The following is an 18675-nucleotide window of genomic DNA, read 5'->3' as shown; positions in this document are numbered from 1 at the left end:
TATGTTAACCAAAAGCAACAATAAAGTCAAACCACCCTACTGGTTCTTACAAAAGAATTATCTTATAACACATTAAAGCGCTTTTATGAGCAAGCTCATTTAACCCACCCAACGGCGTGCGTTTCTAAATAAACGCATCCATGGGGCATCTTCGGTCCAGTCATCAGGACACCATGAATGCTGTACCGCACGGAATACGCGCTCTGGATGCGGCATCATAATGGTGACACGCCCATCATCGGTGGTTAAACCCGTAATACCCTGAGACGAGCCATTTGGATTAAATGGATAACGCTCGGTAGGCACCCCTTTCGCATTAACATAACGCAAACCAATATGCGCTTGCGTTGCGTCGCCTCTGGCCTGCACAAAGTCCACGCGTCCTTCACCATGAGCAACGGCTACAGGAATTCGGCTCCCTGCCATACCCGCTAATAAAATAGATGGCGACTCTTGCACTTCAACTAATGATAGGCGGGCTTCAAACTGTTCCGAACGATTCCGCACAAATGCCGGCCAATGCTGGGCACCCGGAATGATCGATTTTAAATTCGACATCATTTGACACCCATTGCACACACCTAAACTAAAGGCATCTTCACGATTAAAATAAGCTTCAAACGCATCGCGGGCGCGTGGATTAAATAAAATAGAGCTTGACCAACCACGCCCGGCGCCTAATACATCACCATAAGAAAAACCGCCACAGGCCACCAAACCCTTAAACTGATCGAGGGTGACTCTGCCTGACAAGATATCACTCATGTGAACATCGACTGCACTAAATCCAGCTCGATCAAATGCAGCGGCCATTTCTTGCTGGCCGTTAACGCCCTGTTCACGCAGAATAGCTACTCTTGGACGCACACCCGCTTGAATAAACGGCGCACTAATATTGTCATTAATATCGAATGTCGTTTTAGCCACTAACTCAGTAGCAACACTATCTGTAATGGCATCAAACTCCTGTTGGGCACAATCGGCATTGTCGCGTAATGCTTGCATACGATATGACGTCTCTGACCACCAGGCCTGGTAATGCGATCGCGCACCATTAAGAATCGTTTGCTGCTGATGCACAAATTTTATCTCATCACGATTGTTTAACTGACCAATCCAATGGCTTAGACTGTCTAAGCCCTGATCAATAAGAATGGCATTAACCTTATCAAGGTCAGCTTGTTTAACTTGCAACACCGCACCTAACTCTTCGGCGGCTAGAGCTGCAATAGGCTCGTCACCTAGCGCAGTGACATCAATGTCAATACCACAATGACCCGCAAAAGCCATTTCCATTAAGGTCACCAATAAACCGCCATCGGCACGGTCATGATAGGCAATAATCAGACCCTGCTCATTCATTTGCTGAATAGCATTAAAAAACGCAATTAAATCTTCAGCGCTATCAAGATCAGCGCTGTGTTCGCCTACTTGATTGTAAACCTGAGCAAGACAACTGCCACCAAGTCGATTTTGTCCCCGACCCAAATCAATTGCAAGCAGTTGTGTCTCACTGACATCAGTACGCAACTGGGGTGTTAAGGTTTTACGCACATCCAGTACAGGCGCAAAAGCGGTAATGTTGAGCGATACCGGCGCAATAACAGCCTTCTGCTCGCCTTGTTCCTGCCAAATAGTTTTCATCGACATGGAATCTTTACCAACTGGAATCGCAATACCCAATGCCGGACATAATTCCATCCCGACGGCTTCTACGGCAGCAAATAGCGCAGCATCTTCACCTGGATGCCCTGCTGCTGCCATCCAGTTAGCTGACATCTTGATGTCACTGAGGTTTTCAATTCTTGCAGCTGCAACGTTGGTAATCGCTTCTGCGACAGCAAGTCGAGCGGAAGCCTTTGGATTGATTAGCGCAACCGGCGGGCGCTCGCCCATCGCCATAGCCTCACCAAAATAACCTTGATAATCTGCCGCCGTGACGCCCACATCAGCCACCGGCACCTGCCAAGGGCCGACCATTTGATCACGGGTGACCATACCCGTAATCGAACGATCACCAATGGTAATTAAAAATGATTTGCTGGCAATGGTGGGCAGTTTTAGCAGCCGCTCGGTCACTTCTTCAAGATTAAGAATGGCCGACTCAAAACCAGGCTGGCCTATCAAGCGTGTGGCTACGTCACGCTGCATCTTAGGGGGCTTACCCAACAATACATTTAACGGTAAGTCGACTGGATTAGCATCTAACAAGGTATCATGGACTTGAAGCTGCTGTTCTTTAGTTGCTTCACCCACAATCGCATAAACAGCACGCTCACGTTGGCAAATAGCCTCAAACTCAGCCAAACGGTCAGGATAAATGGCCAACACATAACGCTCTTGCGACTCATTACACCAGATTTCCATCGGCGACATGCTGGGTTCATCATTAGGCACCTTGCGCAAGTCAAATAAACCACCTCGACCAGCGTCGTTAACCAGCTCAGGGAAGGCATTCGATAGTCCGCCCGCTCCCACGTCATGAATGGACGCAACGGGGTTGGCATCCCCTAGATAGGTACAACGATCAATGACTTCCTGGACGCGACGCTCCATTTCCGGGTTATCACGCTGTACCGATGCAAAATCTAAGTCTTCTGCACCTGTGCCCGTATCGACACTAGAAGCGGCACCACCCCCTAAACCAATTAACATGGCTGGGCCGCCTAATACCACCAATTTTGCCCCAACAGGTATGTCTTGCTTTTTAACATGCATAGCACGAATATTACCCAAACCACCGGCTAACATAATGGGCTTGTGATAACCACGCATTTCCTGACCATCTTCAAGCAAAAAAGGCGTTTCGTAGGTTCTAAAATAACCATTGATCGCTGGACGGCCAAACTCATTATTATAGCCTGCTGCACCAAGCGGGCCTTCCAGCATAATTTCTAATGGCGATACAATCCGCGCTGGACGCCCATAGTCACGTTCCCAAGGTTGTTTAAACCCTGGAATGTTTAGGTTAGAAACCGTAAAGCCCGTTAAGCCAGATTTGGGTTTTGAACCCTGCCCGGTAGCGCCCTCATCTCGAATCTCACCACCCGCTCCAGTAGCCGCGCCCGGGAAAGGTGAAATCGCTGTAGGATGGTTATGCGTTTCGACTTTGATTTGAATATGCGTCGGTTCACTTGAATAACCATAGGCAGCCGTTTGCGGGTCTGGAAAAAAACGTGTTGCATCTGCACCGGCCAATACCGCCGCATTATCACTATAGGCTGACAGCACACCCTCGGAGTGATGACGATAGGTGTTGCGGATCATACCAAATAACGTTTGATCTTTAGATTGACCATCTATGACCCAATCAGCATTAAAAATCTTATGGCGGCAATGCTCAGAGTTTGCTTGCGCGAACATCATTAATTCTGCATCGGTGGGGTTACGTTGCAATTGATTAAAGTTAGTTACTAGATAATCTATTTCATCATCACTTAAAGCTAAGCCTAATGATTGATTCGCGTTAACCAGTGCTTTACGACCGCCATTTAACACATCAACATAGTTCACATTTCGTGCTTGGCCCTGCTGAAATAAACTGTTCAAGTCAGCTTCATTCGTCCAAATCTGCGAGGTCATACGATCAAATAGCGGCGCATAATATGCCGATGCTTGGCTAGAATCATGACCCGTTAGGTAGAATGCCGTGCCACGCTCAATACGTGTAACCTCTTCAAAACCGGATAAATGGGCAATATCTGTGGCTTTAGTTGACCAAGGTGAAATCGTTCCTGCTCGCGGGGTTACAAAACAACTGGGTTGCTCGGCCATTTTAGCCACATTCGCTTGCTGACCATTTAATAACAAGCCGAGTGCCACTAGACGCTCACCTGATAATGACACGCTACTTGTTATCATGTAAAACCACTGGCTGCGTAACTGAGTTAACGAGCCATGTTGTTGTAATTTAGCCGTTAATTGTTGCAGACGATATTCAGAATGGGCAGACTGACCCCAGATAATATACATAACCTAACTTCCAATGAAAAAACCCTCATGACGAGGGTTGATGAGATGAAATGATTTAATCGAATAACAGACCAAGCTGCTCAAGATACGCGCGTCGTTGCTCACCATTAATGGGCGTGTCACTTGCTTGTGCATTAAGCTGAACTAGTGTAACACCATCACGTTCACTATCCTCAGCAAGCATCAACACCAACACCCTACTACGCTGGCCAGCAAAAATTCGATTTAACCAATTTAGACTCGACGTATCTTCATTCACTTCAACCAAAATAATGCGCTCACTGCGTGATTGACTAACAATGTTCCAATCAGCGCGTACAGCCTGTGCCTGTAGATAATCCCACGCTTGTTCTATTGGTGCTGCAAGCGCAATACCGCGGATTTCTTCACCATGCAAAACTTCGTGATAGTAAGGCGCTTGCGCGATTTTCTCAACAGCACTTTCGCTGGTATCACCCGCAAATACTAGAAAACGATGCAAGGCTAGCATTTCCATCATCGGATCATAGGAACGTAAGCGCCATTGTGTGATGTCACCCGATGAGTCAGCAGTCATCATGTTGTGTTGCACAAAAACAGCAACCTGTCCGTCTTGCTCGGTAATCTGAAAACTATAGCGATCATATAAACCTGTTACTCGCTCTTCACGCCAGCGATTTAATAAGCGAGTAAGCAGGCTAACTTCTAATGCCACGGGGGCAATGTCCGTGCGTGCCAAATAGTCAGTTTGAACCAGTCCCAAATCAAAATTGGCCATTGCAATTTCGAAACCCTGACCAGCAACAAAGCGCTGCAACAAATTGTAAACTTCAAAGCTGGTCTTATCCTCAAACACCAACCAACGCTGTACTAAGTTGGACTCGACACTTACGCCAGTAGCACTCACTCTGGGCAGGGTGTCATTTTCTTGAAGCACCGGAGCAGACAAGTGTCTATTAAGTTGCGCACGTTCTTGCCCAGGTGAGACAAAATTGGGCGGCAACTCTAACCCCTGCATCAATCGCCCTTCACTGTCTCGAAAGTCGGTTTCTCCGCCTTTAAATACGGAACACCCGCTTAATAGTGCTAAAGCGGTTACCAGGCCTGCTGCTTTGTATGTCGAATTCAAATAGTTACTCCTGCTTGAGTCAGTGCCTCAGATACTAATCCATGAAAAGGCTCAGATAAAGGCGTTAAGGGTAATCGAATCGCGGGATTTATCTTACGAGTTTGCGCCAAAGCCCATTTAACGGGAATGGGGTTTGCCTCTACAAATAAATGTTGATGCAAAGACGCGAGCGGTTGATCAAGCTCGTGTGCAAGATTTGAATCGCCGTCAAGTGCAGCTTGATAGGCTCGTGCTACCTGATCGGGTACAATGTTGGCTGTTACTGATATGCCACCATGCCCACCTAGTAAAATAAAATCTACTGCCGTTGCATCATCACCGCTATACAAATAAAAGTTAGCCGGTACGAGTGCTTGAATTTTGGCAACCCGAGAAAGATCGCCTGTGGCCTCTTTCACTCCTATGATATTCACTATGCTTGATAAACGGCCAATGGTTTCTGGCTGCAAGTCACATGCAGTTCGGCCAGGCACATTGTATAAAATCTGTGGAATATCAACAGCTTCTGCAATTTTTTTGTAATGTAAAAACAAACCTTCTTGGGTGGGTTTATTGTAATAAGGCGTGACCAATAAACAAGCATCAGCCCCCGCCTTTTTGGCGCAGCGAGTGAGCGCAATCGCTTCACTTGTTGAGTTAGCACCTGTACCGGCTATGACAGTGATTCGTCCTGCAACTTTCTCAGCTACAAAACGAATAACATCACAATGCTCTGTCATATCAAGCGTAGCTGACTCACCGGTTGTACCCACTGCAACAATGGCTTGCGTACCCGATTCAATATGCCATTCAATTAAACTGGCTAGTGCAGCATAATCAATCGTTTCATCATCATTCATTGGGGTGACCAGTGCCACCATGCTGCCAGTTAATGCCAAAACCTACTCCACAAAACCAAGAAAAATCAAAATTATGAACGTGCAACATCGAAGTTGCATTAAAGATCGTAATATTAACGCCAAGGTTAAATTAGTTCAACTGTGAAAACCTATATTACAAATCATTATTAGCGACTATTGCGTCATATTCGATTTGATACCATACTAAGAACCTGATTCATTATAAACACTTGGAATGATAAAAAGGATCTTGCCCCATGGATTTTGCACTAGAATCGGATCAAAACCTGACCTTGCCAGCCTTTAAACTTGCAGCCACACCCGACCAGCTCATAACGGAAAAAGATCTTGCTGGCCGATCACTTGTGCTCTACTTCTATCCAAAAGATAACACGCCTGGTTGTTCTCAACAGGGGCAAGATTTCCGGGATTTGTACCAGGAATTTACGGCGTTAAATTGTGCCATAGTCGGTGTATCAAAAGATACGCTAACGAAGCACCAAAACTTTAAAGCAAAATACAATTTTCCCTTTGAGCTGATTAGCGATCCAGAAGAAGTGATATGCCGTGCCTTTGATGTAATTAAATTAAAAAAGAACTTTGGTAAAGAATATATGGGAATAGAACGTTCTACCTTCTTGCTCAATAGCACAGGGCAAGTTTGTGCTTCATGGCGAAAAGTAAAGGTAGCCGACCATGCTCAAACTGTTTTAAACACCCTAAAAAACTTGTAATTTTCAAGGATCAGCTATGACAAATTCGACTAGATCAACTCGCTTGTTTATTTTGGACACTAACGTTCTAATGCATGATCCCATGGCTCTGTTCAATTTCGATGAACATGACCTTTACATCCCCATGACCGTTTTGGAAGAACTGGATCATGCAAAGAAAGGCATGTCAGAAGTTGCACGAAATGTCCGTGAAACCAACAGGTTACTTGATCAAGTTATCAATGGATCTAACTTTGAAATGCTTAAGCAAGGTTTAAACCTTGAAAATATTCATCCAGCCAAACGACGTGACCACAGCCACTTAGGTAAATTATTTTTTGAAACTGAACCACTGGAAGTTGAGCTACCCGTCAATATCCCGAGTCACAAAGCAGACAATCAAATCCTAAAAGTAGGTCTAGCTTTACAAGCACAAATGCCAGAGCGCAACATTACTTTGGTGACCAAAGACATTAATATGCGCATAAAAGCTTCGGCTGTAGGCTTGCACTCTGAGGACTATTTTAATGACCGCGTGCTTGAAGATGCCGATTTGCTCTACACCGGTTATGAAACACTAAATGATAACTTTTTTGAGCAGCATGGCAGCGATATGAAAGCCTGGCAAAGCGAAGGGAGAAGTTTTTACGAGCTTAAAGTGGCTCCCGATTGTAACTGGTACCCAAACCAATGTTTAATCAGTCCAAACGATTCAGGCTTTAGTGCTATTATTCGCAAGATTGACGGTGAACTTGCCACACTACAAACCTTAACTGACTATTCATCTAAAACTCACACTGTGTGGGGTATCAATGCTCGTAATGTCGAGCAGAATATGGCAATGAACTTCTTGATGGATCCAGAAATTGACTTCGTGTCCTTGCTTGGACCGGCAGGTACGGGTAAAACCCTACTTGCACTGGCATGCGGCTTAGAGCAAACGCTGGATAGCGGTATTTACAATGAAATCATCATGACACGCGCTACCATTCCCATTGGTGAAGACATAGGTTTTTTACCCGGAACGGAAGAGGAAAAAATGACCCCTTGGATGGGGGCTTTAATGGATAACCTAGAGGCACTCACTGCAAGTGATGGTGAGCATACCGACTGGGAAAAACAAAGCACCAATGAATTGCTCAACAAACGCATCAAAATCAAATCACTCAACTTCATGCGCGGCCGCACCTTTATGAAGAAATACATTATTATTGATGAAGCGCAAAACATCACCCCTAAACAAATGAAAACACTCATTACACGTGCTGGTGCGGGCACCAAAATTATTTGTCTAGGTAATATTGGTCAGATTGATACACCCTACCTTACAGAAACAACATCAGGACTAACCTATGTTGTTGATCGCTTTAAGGATTGGGAACATGGTGCACACATGACCCTTAAACAAGGCGAACGCTCAAGACTGGCTGAGTTTGCTTCAGATGCGCTTTAATAGTCAAGCGACTGGGAAGATTGTTTACAGCCATTTAAATTCAGCGTAAAATCCTGATAAGTTAAAATTTAATAAAGTGAGAAAAACCCATGCCAAAAATCTTAGCTGTTGATGACTCTAAATCCATGCGCCAAATGGTATCCATGTCGCTCACCTCGGCTGGTCATCAAGTCACTGAGGCTGAAGACGGTGCAATTGCACTTGATATTGCCAAGCAACAACAGTTTGATGTTGTGGTAACGGACATCAATATGCCTAACATGAATGGTATTGAACTGATAACGGCGCTAAGAGCGTTACCAAACTACAAATTCACCCCTATTTTATGTTTAACCACAGAATCTTCTGGTGACATGAAAGGCAAAGGAAAAGAAGCCGGCGCTACCGGCTGGATTGTTAAACCTTTTAGTCCAGAAAAACTCTTATCCGTAATAGGTCGTGTTATTTAATTTAGGAGTGGCTACCATGAGTAATCAGCTATCGTTACCTGAGTCATTGACCATTCAAAATGTGCAAGCTGAGTACACACGACTAGGTGAAGCGCTTTTAGGCTTGGAAGGCGGTATTACCTTACAGGCTGACCAAGTCCAAAACGTTGACACGGCAGGATTACAATTGCTGGTGGCATTTGTGACTCGCGTTCAACGTGAAGGCCAAGCTTTGACTTGGCAAGACCCGAGTGACTCGTTAATTAAAAACGCAGAAAACCTTGGCTTAACTGAGTTTTTACAACTATAAACACAGGCTATCATGTCTAAAACGCAGCAACATCAGGCGATTGCCCTTCAGTATGATGAAGGGGACTTGCCTCGGGTCACCGCTTCGGGTCAAGGACGGGTTGCGGAGCAAATTATTCAGCGGGCTAACGAACACAATATCCCCCTCTATCAAGATGCCGATCTAACTGCAGCATTAGCCCAACTTCCTCTTGAATCGCGTATTCCCAAGCCCTTATTTCATGCTGTAGCGCAAGTTTTGGCTTTTGCTCATCATGTTAATCAGCAACAGGCACGCTCAAATTAATTTACGCAACACAGACACAACGACGCCCCAAATAACCAGCTCACTTTCCTCGGCAACAACAATTGGTTGATAGTGCTTGTTTTCAGGGTAAAGCCACATTTTGCCCTCCTTTTTAATCAAGCGTTTTAATGTTAAATCACCATCTATCGAAGCCACAACAATTTTGCCCGACACGGGTTCAATGCTGCGATCGATTACCAACTGATCCCCTGGCAAAATCCCCGCTTCAATCATCGAGTCACCCTGTACCCGAACGATAAAACTAGTCTGCGTACTTGGTGCAAAGGTTTCATTTAAATCGATAGTATCTTCTTGGTTATCGTCTGCAGGTGATGGAAAACCGGCGATGACTTTATGACTAAACACGGGAAGCATAACCTTGCTCACTGGATTAACTAGCTGCCATTCGCCAACCGATGTCACTGAAGGCTCATACAACTGGTGCAACCAAGCTTTCATCATGCTCACCTTAGACACCGGCACACGCATGACTTTGGTCGGTTCACCAAAAGGTCCACTGCCTGCTTTACGCCCGGCACCTTGTCGTTTGCCACCGTGTGCTGATTTTACTGATTTAGTCATCACACCCCTCTCACTCTGCTAACCATTCTAAAGGCTGAATTATCATGCCTTTAGGCGGTTTAAGTAAAAACTTACATAAAATACGATAGCTATCCAAGTCTAGCGCTTGCCCCTTAGCAGGCCTGCTGGCTAAACACGCCGCTAACTCGCTATCATCCACTACTTCGGCAATGACTTGCCATTGATAGATCACTAACCCTCGCTCACTTTCGGCTGTTTCACGCACTAACACAGGGCCCGGCCATGGCCAGGCCTGCTGCTGCCAACTCAGCAATGCCATATCTTGGCGCAGGTTATACGACTGCGGTAACTCTTCTTGCACGCAAGGACCACGGCATTGTTTGAGCTGATAAGCAAAACAGGCGCCTTGCGACTTTTTTTCTAAACCCGTTAGGCGCTGACACAAATTCGCTTCCTTGACCTTTTTTCGCATGGCTTCTTCAGCTTGTTTTTGTGAGCGAAACAAACCATAACTATCCCGTAAATCCTCGACGGTTAACGCATCACTGGCCACTAACCTCAAGTGTGCGTAACCCTGTTTATCCAACGATTTAACCCAACGCCACAGACGCGTTTGTTTGCGTAACTTAACATTATATTTCGGCGATAACGCTTTGATTTGCTTAGATTCAAGCAATTGTGCGGTTAAATCCCCTTCACACTCTGTCCAATCAATATGATGAATTTCGCTAAGCATCTTAAGGTTTTTAGCCGTACGTTGATCTGGATTAAAATGGTTTAGAATACGCGTGCGCAGTTGTACCGATTTCCCAACATAGAGCAGACGTCCGCTCTCGCCATAAAAACGATAGACGCCAGGCACATCATCACATTCATCCAACGCATGTGGATCTAAATGCGCCGGCAAACTCGGCTGCATTACGAGTTGCGCCAGCATAGACCATAGCTGTTCTGGTGCAACCTCATCACTCAGTTTCGCCAAAAATGCCACCATCAGTTCCACATCCCCCATAGCTCGGTGACGATCTACTTGGGGTAAGTCATAGCGCGCCACTAAATGATCTAAGCCATGCCGAGGATACTGCGGGAAGAGCTGTTTAGACAATTTAACGGTACACAGCGTCGTCGCACGCCAGTTTAAGCCCAGTTGCTTAAACTGATGTTTAATAAAGCCATAGTCAAAACGAGCATTATGTGCAACAAACACTTTATCGGCTAACAAGGCCGCTAATTCATCAGCGATTTCATTAAAACGCGGCGCATCCGCGACCATGGCATTAGTAATCCCGGTTAAACGAGTAATCCAAGGCGGAATCGTGCGCTGAGGGCGAATAAGTTGTTGCCAAGATTGCACCCATTCGCCGTCGTGAAAGCGCTGCACCGCAATTTCAATAATTTCGTCGCGCCCCGGTTTGCCGCCTGTCGTTTCTATATCAACCAGCACCCAATCATTGAGCGTAAATGTAGCCGGTTTAGCCGCCCACCAGGATCCAATCTGTGTCATTTAATTCACCACCAAGACTTCATCAATACGTGTGGTATAACGCGGTGAGCAATGAGCGCGACGCATCGCCCACTGCGCCTTTTCCGCCAAGCCTTCGGCGGCAAATTGAATACTGCCACGGCCCATTTTTTGATTAATAGCATCAAGAGTGGTCATTAGTGCGTCTGATTTTGGATTAGCTGAGAACTTAGGTTCAGGTGCAAATACATCTAGCTGTAATGGTCCTTTATTACTAATAGCCGATAAGGTTACCGCCGCTTTGTGATAGGCCAGGCCTGGTTGCCAAACGCGCTTGAGTAAACGTTTGGCCAGTTTAATTAATAATTGGCTATTATCGGTGGGATAGACCAACCCCATGCCGTGCGAATTCGCATAATAAGGCTGTTTGCTATCATAAGGATTGGTACGCAGATGAACATGAATATGTTGGCAAACTGAGCCTTGCTGGCGCAATTTTTCAGCGGCCCGCGCGGTATAACTCGCCACCGCTTGCGCTAACCAATCAAACTCTACTACTGGCTGACCAAATGAGCGTGAACGAATAATCTGTTGCTTGGCCGGTGCCACCGCTTCAAGACTTAAACAACTTTCACCGTTTAGCTCGGCAACTAATCGTTCCATCACGACCGAAAAATGTCGGCGCAATGGCTTGGGGTTAGCCTGCTGTAAATCATAAGCAGTATGAATATTTAAGGCTTGCAACCTGGGCGCCATGCGTCGGCCCACGCCCCACACATCCTCTATGGGTACTTGACGCAATAACGCAGTTTGAGTCGGGGCACTCAACGCAGTTAAATCCAACACGCCGTCAAACTGCACCTGCTTTTTAGCCAAATGATTAGCCAGTTTAGCCAGGGTTTTTGATGCGCCTATACCGACTGCGACCGGCAAACCTAACCCCTGTTTAATTTTGCTGCGGATCATTTGGGCATAGTCAGTTAAATTCCACGCCGTCATGCCCGACAGGTCTAAAAAGGATTCATCAATTGAATAGATTTCTTGTCCCGCGGCATATTCACCCAGCATACGATGCATTCTTGCACTCATATCACCATAGAGTTCATAATTAGAACTAAACACGGCCGTGTTGTAACGGGTTAATAAATCAGCCACTTTAAAATAGGGTTGAAACATCATACTAGTCGGCTTGGCTGAGGCATAACCCCCGTGCCCATAATCGCGAGCGTGGTGCTTAACCAAGTCCTTTGCAATCTGATTGGCTGCGACAATACAGCCATCATTATTTGATAGCACCACCACTGGACGCTTTGCGAGGTCTGGTCGAAATGAAATTTCACAGGACGCATAAAAACTATTCGCATCCACCAATGCAAACACCGCCATCACGCCTCCTTGAAAAGTGTTACATATTTATTTTTAATTGTAACACTTTTCAAAAAAACAGACCAAGAAAGGCTAAAGCTTGTGCAAAATTGACTCAATTTGTTGTTGCGCTAACCAAGCCTGCCAAGGCGCTAGCTGCTCTTCGGGTAAACGAATCACTAAGGTGACTTGTTGCTGATACGCAACAGAGATAATTTGGCCTTCAAGATTGTTTAATTGATAACGTACAACCTGCTCTTGAGCAAAATCACAGATCACGGTCTGATCTACCCAAGTGCGCGCAAGACTCACCGTTAAGTCGGCCAATACCGCTTGCGTTGCTTGACTGTAAGCGCGGGTTAAACCGCCTACCCCCAATTTGATACCGCCATAAAAGCGCACAACGACCACAAGTAGATTGCCAAGCTGCTGATGGGTTATGACATTTAAAATTGGTTTACCCGCACTACCTGAAGGCTCACCATCGTCACTCATGCCTGCACTCGCACTGGCGTCCCCACCCAAACGGTAGGCCCAACAATGATGCCGTGCATCTGAATAGATTTCTTTTAACTCAGCCACACAGGCCATCGCTTCAACACGCGTACTCACCGGATAGGCATAGGCGACAGACCGGCTCTTCCTTATCTCTATTTCGGCCAGATGTGAAGCGGTGGGCACAAAATAACTCATGACACCTCACCCAATATTGCCATTAAAACAGCTAAAACAATTAAAATAGTTCCATTCTAGTCTATTAAACACATGACATAAACAATGACTCTCCACTGGGATATATTTTGCCGCGTAATCGATAATTATGGCGATATTGGCGTTAGTTGGCGTTTAGCCAAGCTGTTACACCATGACCACCAGCAACAGGTGCGTTTATGGCTTGACCAACCTCAAGCATTGGCGGCCATGGAGCCACTCTATCAGCCTGGTTTATTGCAACAACACTGTCAAGGTATTGAAATAAGGCATTGGCAAAAAGATTTTGAGCAGACGCAACCCGCTGAGGTGGTGATTGAAACCTTTGGTTGCGAGTTGCCTCGCCCCTATCTCGATGCCATGCGGGCATTACCCGCAACCCAACGCCCGATTTGGATAAATTTGGAGTACCTAACGGCAGAAACCTGGGCAGTCGATTTTCATTTGCGTCCCTCTAAGCAGGCCTGCGGTCTCGATAAAACTTTTTTCTTTCCCGGCATGCAAACTGGAACGGGAGGCTTAATGCGTGAAGCCGATTACTACCGGCGGCAAAAAAAAGCGCCTAATAGCATAACATTACCAAACAACCAACAACTTGCAGAGGCCAGCATCAATATATCGGTTTTTGCTTATAAAAACAGTGCATTACAAGACTTAGTTAACACACTAACTAAACCGGGTACACCCTTACCAACCGGGTATCAATCGGTCAATTTACTCATTCCTGAAGGACGCACACTAGACGGACTCGCAACCGACATTCAACAAAGTCTTGCAAAGCAGGCCTGCTGGCAGCAAGGCCAACTCAGCCTGTACCGCCTACCTTTTATGTCACAAAGCGATTATGACCAACTCTTGTGGCAGGCTGATCTTAATTTTGTGCGCGGCGAAGAATCCTTTGTGCGCGCACAATGGGCCGCCAAACCCTTTATTTGGCATATTTACCCAACTGATGATGGCGCTCACTGGGATAAGTTGCAGGCTTTTAATGATGCCTATCAAGCGGGATTACCGCATAATCTAGCCCATACTATCAGCCATTGGCAACAGGCATGGAACCAGCAACAACTCGATCAGCAGGCCTGGTTGCAACTGATTGAACATTGGCCAGCCTGGCAACAGCATGCCAAAACATGGCCACAGAAACTCGGTAAGCTTGGAGAATTAACGAGTAATCTAGTCAAGTTTGTAGAAAGCAAGGTATAATGCGGTGATTTTATTTTCTAGGAAAAATTTTAAATGAAAACTGCACAAGAATTTCGCGTTGGGAATGTCATGATGATCGGAAACGACCCAATGGTTGTTTTAAGAAGCGAGTATAACAAATCTGGTCGTAACGCGGCTGTGGTCAAAATGAAGCTGAAAAACCTTCTTAATGGCAGTGGTACAGAGCAAGTTTATAAAGCAGATGATAAATTCGAAGCGATTGTTCTTGATAGAAAACCTTGTACTTACAGCTATTTTGCAGACCCACTGTATGTGTTCATGGATGAAGAATACAATCAATATGAAATCGAAAAAGATAACTTAGGCGATGCGATCAACTATATTGAAGATGGCATGGAAGACCAGTGTGAGGTTACTTTTTATGAAGACAAGCCTATCTCCATTGAAATGCCAACAATTATCGTTCGTGAAATCGCTTACACTGAGCCAGCTGCACGCGGTGATACCTCAGGTAAGGTCATGAAAGTCGCACGCCTACATTCTGGTTACGAATTGCAAGTTGCCGCCTTTATCGAAATTGGCGAGAAAATTGAGATTGATACACGCACAGGAGAATTCCGCAAACGTGCGTAAGGTGTGAAGACTTAATTCTCACTGATAAGGGCTGTGTAATACACAGTCCTGATAATAATCTTCAATCATTCGCCTTTCTTCTGCCAAAAACCCCATAATGCCCTGCTCAAACAGATTTTGCCTTAACCAATGCGCTGATTGAGTTTTCACAGGTTCGAAACCCCGCGCGATTTTGTGTTCACCGCCTGCGCCCGGCTCAAATTTCTGCAATCCCTGTTCTATTGCAAACTCAATCCCTTGATAATAACAGGCTTCAAAATGCAGCGCATTGACATCTTCAATACACCCCCAATGGCGACCAAACAAGGTCGTGTCGCTGTGAAACATCAACGAACCCGCGATGTTCTTGCCATCACGCTGCGCCATTACCAACAGCACTTGATCCGGTAACGCCTGTGCTACCGCTTGGAAAAAGCCTTGATTTAAGGTCGCCACACTGTATTTTTCGTGAAAGGTTTTTTGATAAAAATAGGCAAAATCCTGCCAATCTTGCTCGGTTGCAGTGTGACCATTGAGACGTTTTAAGGTGACGCCCGCCGCTGCAACTTTACGGCGTTCTTGATTGATATTTTTACGTTTTTTCTGTTTCAGCTCAGCCAGAAAATCATCAAAGGTCTGATAGTTTCGGTTAAACCAGTGGAAATGACAATCGTGACGAATCAACCAATCCGTCTGCCGGTTTAACCAGGCCTGGTCGCTGCGTTCGCCCTTATGCTCGGCAAATAAAATATGCCAGCCGCTTACCTGCTGTTCGGTAGCGAGCTTTTGCAAATGCTGAACCAACAGCGTGCGGATGTGATCCGCTTTTTGATCGACATGCAGGTCGGCAGCGATTAAAAACCGCGAACCGGTCACCGGTGCATAAGGAATGGATGTGACCCATTTTGGAAAATACGGCATACCCACCGACTGCCACGCCTGCGACCAGGCCTGGTCAAACACAAATTCGCCATAGGAATTAGTTTTCGCATATAACGGCATCGCGGCGATTAAGCGCCCTTGGTCATATAAACCGACATGCTGCGGATACCAACCAAATTCCGCACTCACGCATTGATGATCTTCCAACGCCTGCAAAAACTCATGGCGCAAAAACGGATTATTATCCGTCACCAACCCATTCCAGGCCTGGCGATCAATATCCGCAATCTGTCGCACTAAACGCAATTCCACACCCATCTCAATACAGACACATTCAATTATAAATCCTTGCTTACGTTACTCTATCTTGCCAAGCTAAACCATGGATAACTTAGACAAAACTTTTAACTATTCTGATAGATAACGGATTATTCAATAATTTTCCACAATTTTAAGATAGTAAAAGCCAGGCACCAGGAATAGAATGAAAGTTCATTCTATTTTGAATGATTAATAACTAAAGGAGATAATAATATGCGCACTCTTATCGGATTCATCTTATCCTTAGCACTTGCAACTAGTGCTCTTGCCCAGCCAAATAACAATAAGGCTCTAGAAGGTATGACACAAGCACAGGTAGTATGGGATATCACCAACTCCAACCCCGGTTTTTTAACCGTTCAAATGCAGGTTATTAAGGAAACTTACCAAAACTTAAAAGATGCTGGACTAGAACCAGAAATGATCTTAGCCTTCCATGGTCAAAATGTTAATTTCTTAACGACAGGTCTTGAAACGGTTGAGCTCGATCAAATGGTTCAGGTTGAGACGTTTAACAAACACCTAAATAAACTATTACAACTTGACGGCGTCAAAGCTGAAGTCTGTTCAATTGCTAACCGTGTTTTTGGGGTTGAAAATGGTGATATTCGAGATCCACTCATCGTGGTTGGAAACAGCTATGTGAGCTTTATTAGCCTGCAGCATCAAGGCTGGGGCATTATTGGAATTCACTAATATTGCAGAACATTTTAAGCAATAAAAAACCACCGATGGGTGGTTTTTTGTTTATGCGTTAGCTTAGTTGCTTGCCATTTTCAGCTTGATCATTAAACGCTTCAGCGAGTTGTTGATGAAAGTTTTGTACCCGATCAAGCCAGCCTTCATAGTTATCTTGTTCAGGAAAACGCTGCGCGAGACTTCCCGCCATCATGTCATCAAATAGGGATTGCGCATTGCTAAACTGTTGTTCCAATTTTTCAATAGCGGCTTGCCAAGCCTGAAGGTAGGCAGGCAGATCACTCATTTCAATACCATATTTATCAGCTGAATCGCTGCTCGACTGTATATCGCGATACTGTGCTAGCGCACCTTGTTGATACGAAACAGCTCGTGTTTCAGTACGAGTTAAATCAAGGCTGACAGATTGAAGCTGACTAAAGTCAATATTAAGGTCTTGTGCTTGCTCAAATGCCTTTTCAATATCGCCATTAAAAAAGTGATTGGCTAAATGATCAACCTGCTCAAAAACCTCAAAAATCGCCCGTAATTCATCTTCACTTAAATCCCCATCAACAGAAAATGCAAAGCGCTCTTCGAATGCCGTCATTTCTAGCATTTCCCGGCTTTCAAATTGACGAACGCCTTTTGGTCCCTCTTCAGACAGCTGCTGACGGCTAAATTCTTGATAGTGCATAAAAAGTTGCCTAAAGTCGACTGTAACCTTATCGCCTGCACGGGTTTCGATTTGCAAATTCATAGTTTCAGAATATTGATAGGCCGCTTGATAACGCTGTACACTGGCAGTAGACAAGTCCGATGGGGTAAAAACATCTCTTTTTACCGGGGCATTTGTCATGTTGTTAAGTTGATTGGGTTGATTACTGGACTGAGTATTCGATTGCCCCATCCATTTTGGTAAGTTTTGTAAAGGCGTAAGCTGTGACATGTTCGGCTTCCAGTTAATGTTGTTTATATAGATATCGGCAATGACTGAATTTTCTTTAAGTAGGCACAGAGATAATCCACCATCTAAAGATCAACTAAGTTAGAATTAAAATAGTTTACTGTTAACCTTAGAAATAGATTTCAAAAGGACTCGCTATGCAATTTGATACTATTCACAACTTTTATAGACGCCATGTTATCAATGAAATCACCGACAACTACATGGAATCGGGTCTGAATGAAGAGCAATTAGCGGATATGGGCTGTATCGCGCTTAACATACTGCCACCCCGTTACATACGTCATGACATTGATATGAGTTTTTACATGACCCCAGATGAATTTGACGAAATACAAATGAGAGTTAAGTTAGCGGTACAAAAAGCCTATAAGCGGATTCAAGAATCCAATCATGATTAGGCACTCATAAATCAACCATGCACAAATAACTGCCCTAACTGACCCGATGGAAAGCCCTCACGCGCAAACCAATTCAGGTAATGCCCCGGCAAATCCGCAATAATTCGCCCCTTGTATTTGCCATAAGGCATAGTGACGGTAACAAGTTTTTTTAATTCTTCTGAGTTGATCTATGCAAATACCTGCTTCGCTCTACCTTGACCTTGGTGGGCGCGGCTGGATTCGCGGTGTTTATATAGGTCGGTTGGATTACAAATCCATAAAACAAACAATCACTAAATTAATTACGCAACACTAAAACTGGATCTTCTTAACCTCGCCATTTTCGCAAATTACGGCATATTGCCTGAGTGCGCGTTTGCGGTTGAGTTCGCGCTTTACGGCACGTTTCATTATTTCAACCACCACATTAGCATCCAGTTTTTGGGTCTTTCGGATGGTTTAATCTCTGTGGTATC

The 18675-nt window shown here is 45.0% G+C and carries 18 protein-coding genes and 1 pseudogene; 9 read left to right on the top strand and 10 right to left on the bottom strand.

Annotated features, from left to right (window positions below; genetic code table 11):
* Positions 1-99: 99 nt before the first annotated feature.
* From purL to dapA, 3 genes are read right to left on the bottom strand one after another with little or no spacing between them, the layout of a single operon-like run.
* Entirely contained in the window at positions 100-3972 is a 3873-nt protein-coding gene (gene purL / locus BM293_RS01085) for a phosphoribosylformylglycinamidine synthase (RefSeq protein ID WP_093446198.1), read from the bottom strand.
* Positions 3973-4027: 55 nt separating this feature from the next.
* On the bottom strand, positions 4028-5080 hold the full coding sequence (gene bamC, locus BM293_RS01080; protein WP_093446196.1) for an outer membrane protein assembly factor BamC: 1053 nt from the start codon (positions 5078-5080) through the stop codon (positions 4028-4030).
* Positions 5077-5940, bottom strand: coding sequence for a 4-hydroxy-tetrahydrodipicolinate synthase (gene dapA / locus BM293_RS01075; RefSeq protein ID WP_093447811.1), 864 nt, complete (start codon positions 5938-5940; stop codon positions 5077-5079). The genes bamC and dapA overlap by 4 nt, the downstream gene beginning before the upstream one ends.
* A 236-nt stretch (positions 5941-6176) precedes the next feature.
* On the opposite strand from dapA, the gene BM293_RS01070 reads away from it, so the two are divergent.
* From BM293_RS01070 to BM293_RS01050, 5 genes are all read left to right on the top strand, one after another.
* Complete coding sequence (locus tag BM293_RS01070) at positions 6177-6653, top strand: peroxiredoxin (RefSeq protein WP_093446194.1); 477 nt, start codon at positions 6177-6179, stop codon at positions 6651-6653.
* Positions 6654-6669: 16 nt separating this feature from the next.
* Positions 6670-8085 (top strand): PhoH family protein, encoded by a 1416-nt coding sequence (locus tag BM293_RS01065; RefSeq protein ID WP_093446192.1) that lies wholly within the window; start codon positions 6670-6672, stop codon positions 8083-8085.
* Positions 8086-8174: 89 nt separating this feature from the next.
* Positions 8175-8534 carry a response regulator gene (locus BM293_RS01060; RefSeq protein ID WP_093446190.1) on the top strand — a complete coding sequence of 120 codons (360 nt, stop codon included), beginning with the start codon at positions 8175-8177 and terminating at the stop codon, positions 8532-8534.
* A gap of 16 nt (positions 8535-8550) precedes the next feature.
* A complete protein-coding gene (locus tag BM293_RS01055) occupies positions 8551-8823 on the top strand; it encodes an STAS domain-containing protein (RefSeq protein WP_093446189.1) in 273 nt (90 codons plus the stop codon).
* A gap of 12 nt (positions 8824-8835) precedes the next feature.
* Positions 8836-9108 carry an EscU/YscU/HrcU family type III secretion system export apparatus switch protein gene (locus BM293_RS01050; RefSeq protein WP_093446187.1) on the top strand — a complete coding sequence of 91 codons (273 nt, stop codon included), beginning with the start codon at positions 8836-8838 and terminating at the stop codon, positions 9106-9108.
* Here the strand turns inward: BM293_RS01050 and BM293_RS01045 are convergent.
* The 4 genes from BM293_RS01045 to BM293_RS01030 all read right to left on the bottom strand — a co-directional run bounded on the left by BM293_RS01045 (position 9100) and on the right by BM293_RS01030 (position 13171).
* The gene (locus tag BM293_RS01045) at positions 9100-9690 is read right to left on the bottom strand and encodes a LexA family protein (RefSeq protein ID WP_093446185.1); all 591 of its coding nucleotides are present in this window, start codon (positions 9688-9690) and stop codon (positions 9100-9102) included. The genes BM293_RS01050 and BM293_RS01045 overlap by 9 nt on opposite strands.
* Before the next feature lie 10 nt (positions 9691-9700).
* Positions 9701-11155, bottom strand: a complete 1455-nt coding sequence (locus tag BM293_RS01040) for an exonuclease domain-containing protein (protein ID WP_093446183.1) — start codon at positions 11153-11155, stop codon at positions 9701-9703.
* Positions 11156-12499 (bottom strand): Y-family DNA polymerase, encoded by a 1344-nt coding sequence (locus tag BM293_RS01035; protein WP_093446181.1) that lies wholly within the window; start codon positions 12497-12499, stop codon positions 11156-11158.
* 72 nt (positions 12500-12571) lie between these two features.
* Positions 12572-13171 carry a YigZ family protein gene (locus tag BM293_RS01030; protein WP_200770587.1) on the bottom strand — a complete coding sequence of 200 codons (600 nt, stop codon included), beginning with the start codon at positions 13169-13171 and terminating at the stop codon, positions 12572-12574.
* A gap of 84 nt (positions 13172-13255) precedes the next feature.
* On the opposite strand from BM293_RS01030, the gene earP reads away from it, so the two are divergent.
* Together earP and efp are read left to right on the top strand one after the other, a co-directional pair.
* On the top strand, positions 13256-14395 hold the full coding sequence (gene earP, locus BM293_RS01025; RefSeq protein WP_093446180.1) for an elongation factor P maturation arginine rhamnosyltransferase EarP: 1140 nt from the start codon (positions 13256-13258) through the stop codon (positions 14393-14395).
* A 33-nt stretch (positions 14396-14428) separates the two neighbouring features.
* Complete coding sequence (gene efp / locus BM293_RS01020) at positions 14429-14989, top strand: elongation factor P (protein ID WP_093446178.1); 561 nt, start codon at positions 14429-14431, stop codon at positions 14987-14989.
* 18 nt (positions 14990-15007) lie between these two features.
* On the opposite strand, the gene BM293_RS01015 is transcribed toward efp, so the two are convergent.
* Positions 15008-16168, bottom strand: coding sequence for a GNAT family N-acetyltransferase (locus BM293_RS01015; protein ID WP_234968850.1), 1161 nt, complete (start codon positions 16166-16168; stop codon positions 15008-15010).
* A 216-nt stretch (positions 16169-16384) separates the two neighbouring features.
* On the opposite strand from BM293_RS01015, the gene BM293_RS01010 reads away from it, so the two are divergent.
* A complete protein-coding gene (locus BM293_RS01010; RefSeq protein WP_093446177.1) occupies positions 16385-16867 on the top strand; it encodes a DsrE family protein in 483 nt (160 codons plus the stop codon).
* A 58-nt stretch (positions 16868-16925) separates the two neighbouring features.
* Here BM293_RS01010 and BM293_RS01005 read toward each other — a convergent pair whose 3' ends face one another.
* Positions 16926-17798, bottom strand: a complete 873-nt coding sequence (locus tag BM293_RS01005; RefSeq protein ID WP_093446175.1) for a hypothetical protein — start codon at positions 17796-17798, stop codon at positions 16926-16928.
* 155 nt (positions 17799-17953) lie between these two features.
* Here BM293_RS01005 and BM293_RS01000 point away from each other — a divergent pair, with 155 nt between their 5' ends.
* Positions 17954-18217, top strand: a complete 264-nt coding sequence (locus BM293_RS01000) for a late competence development ComFB family protein (RefSeq protein ID WP_093446174.1) — start codon at positions 17954-17956, stop codon at positions 18215-18217.
* 26 nt (positions 18218-18243) lie between these two features.
* Here the strand turns inward: BM293_RS01000 and BM293_RS00995 are convergent.
* A pseudogene (locus BM293_RS00995) lies at positions 18244-18387 on the bottom strand (DUF3820 family protein); the annotation flags it as partial.
* Positions 18388-18675 lie beyond the last annotated feature (288 nt).

Source organism: Thiomicrospira sp. ALE5 (genome assembly GCF_900112445.1).
Taxonomy (GTDB): domain Bacteria; phylum Pseudomonadota; class Gammaproteobacteria; order Thiomicrospirales; family Thiomicrospiraceae; genus Thiomicrospira.
The sequence above is the reverse complement of the archived record's forward strand: the minus strand, read 5'-3'. Positions and strand labels throughout refer to the sequence as shown.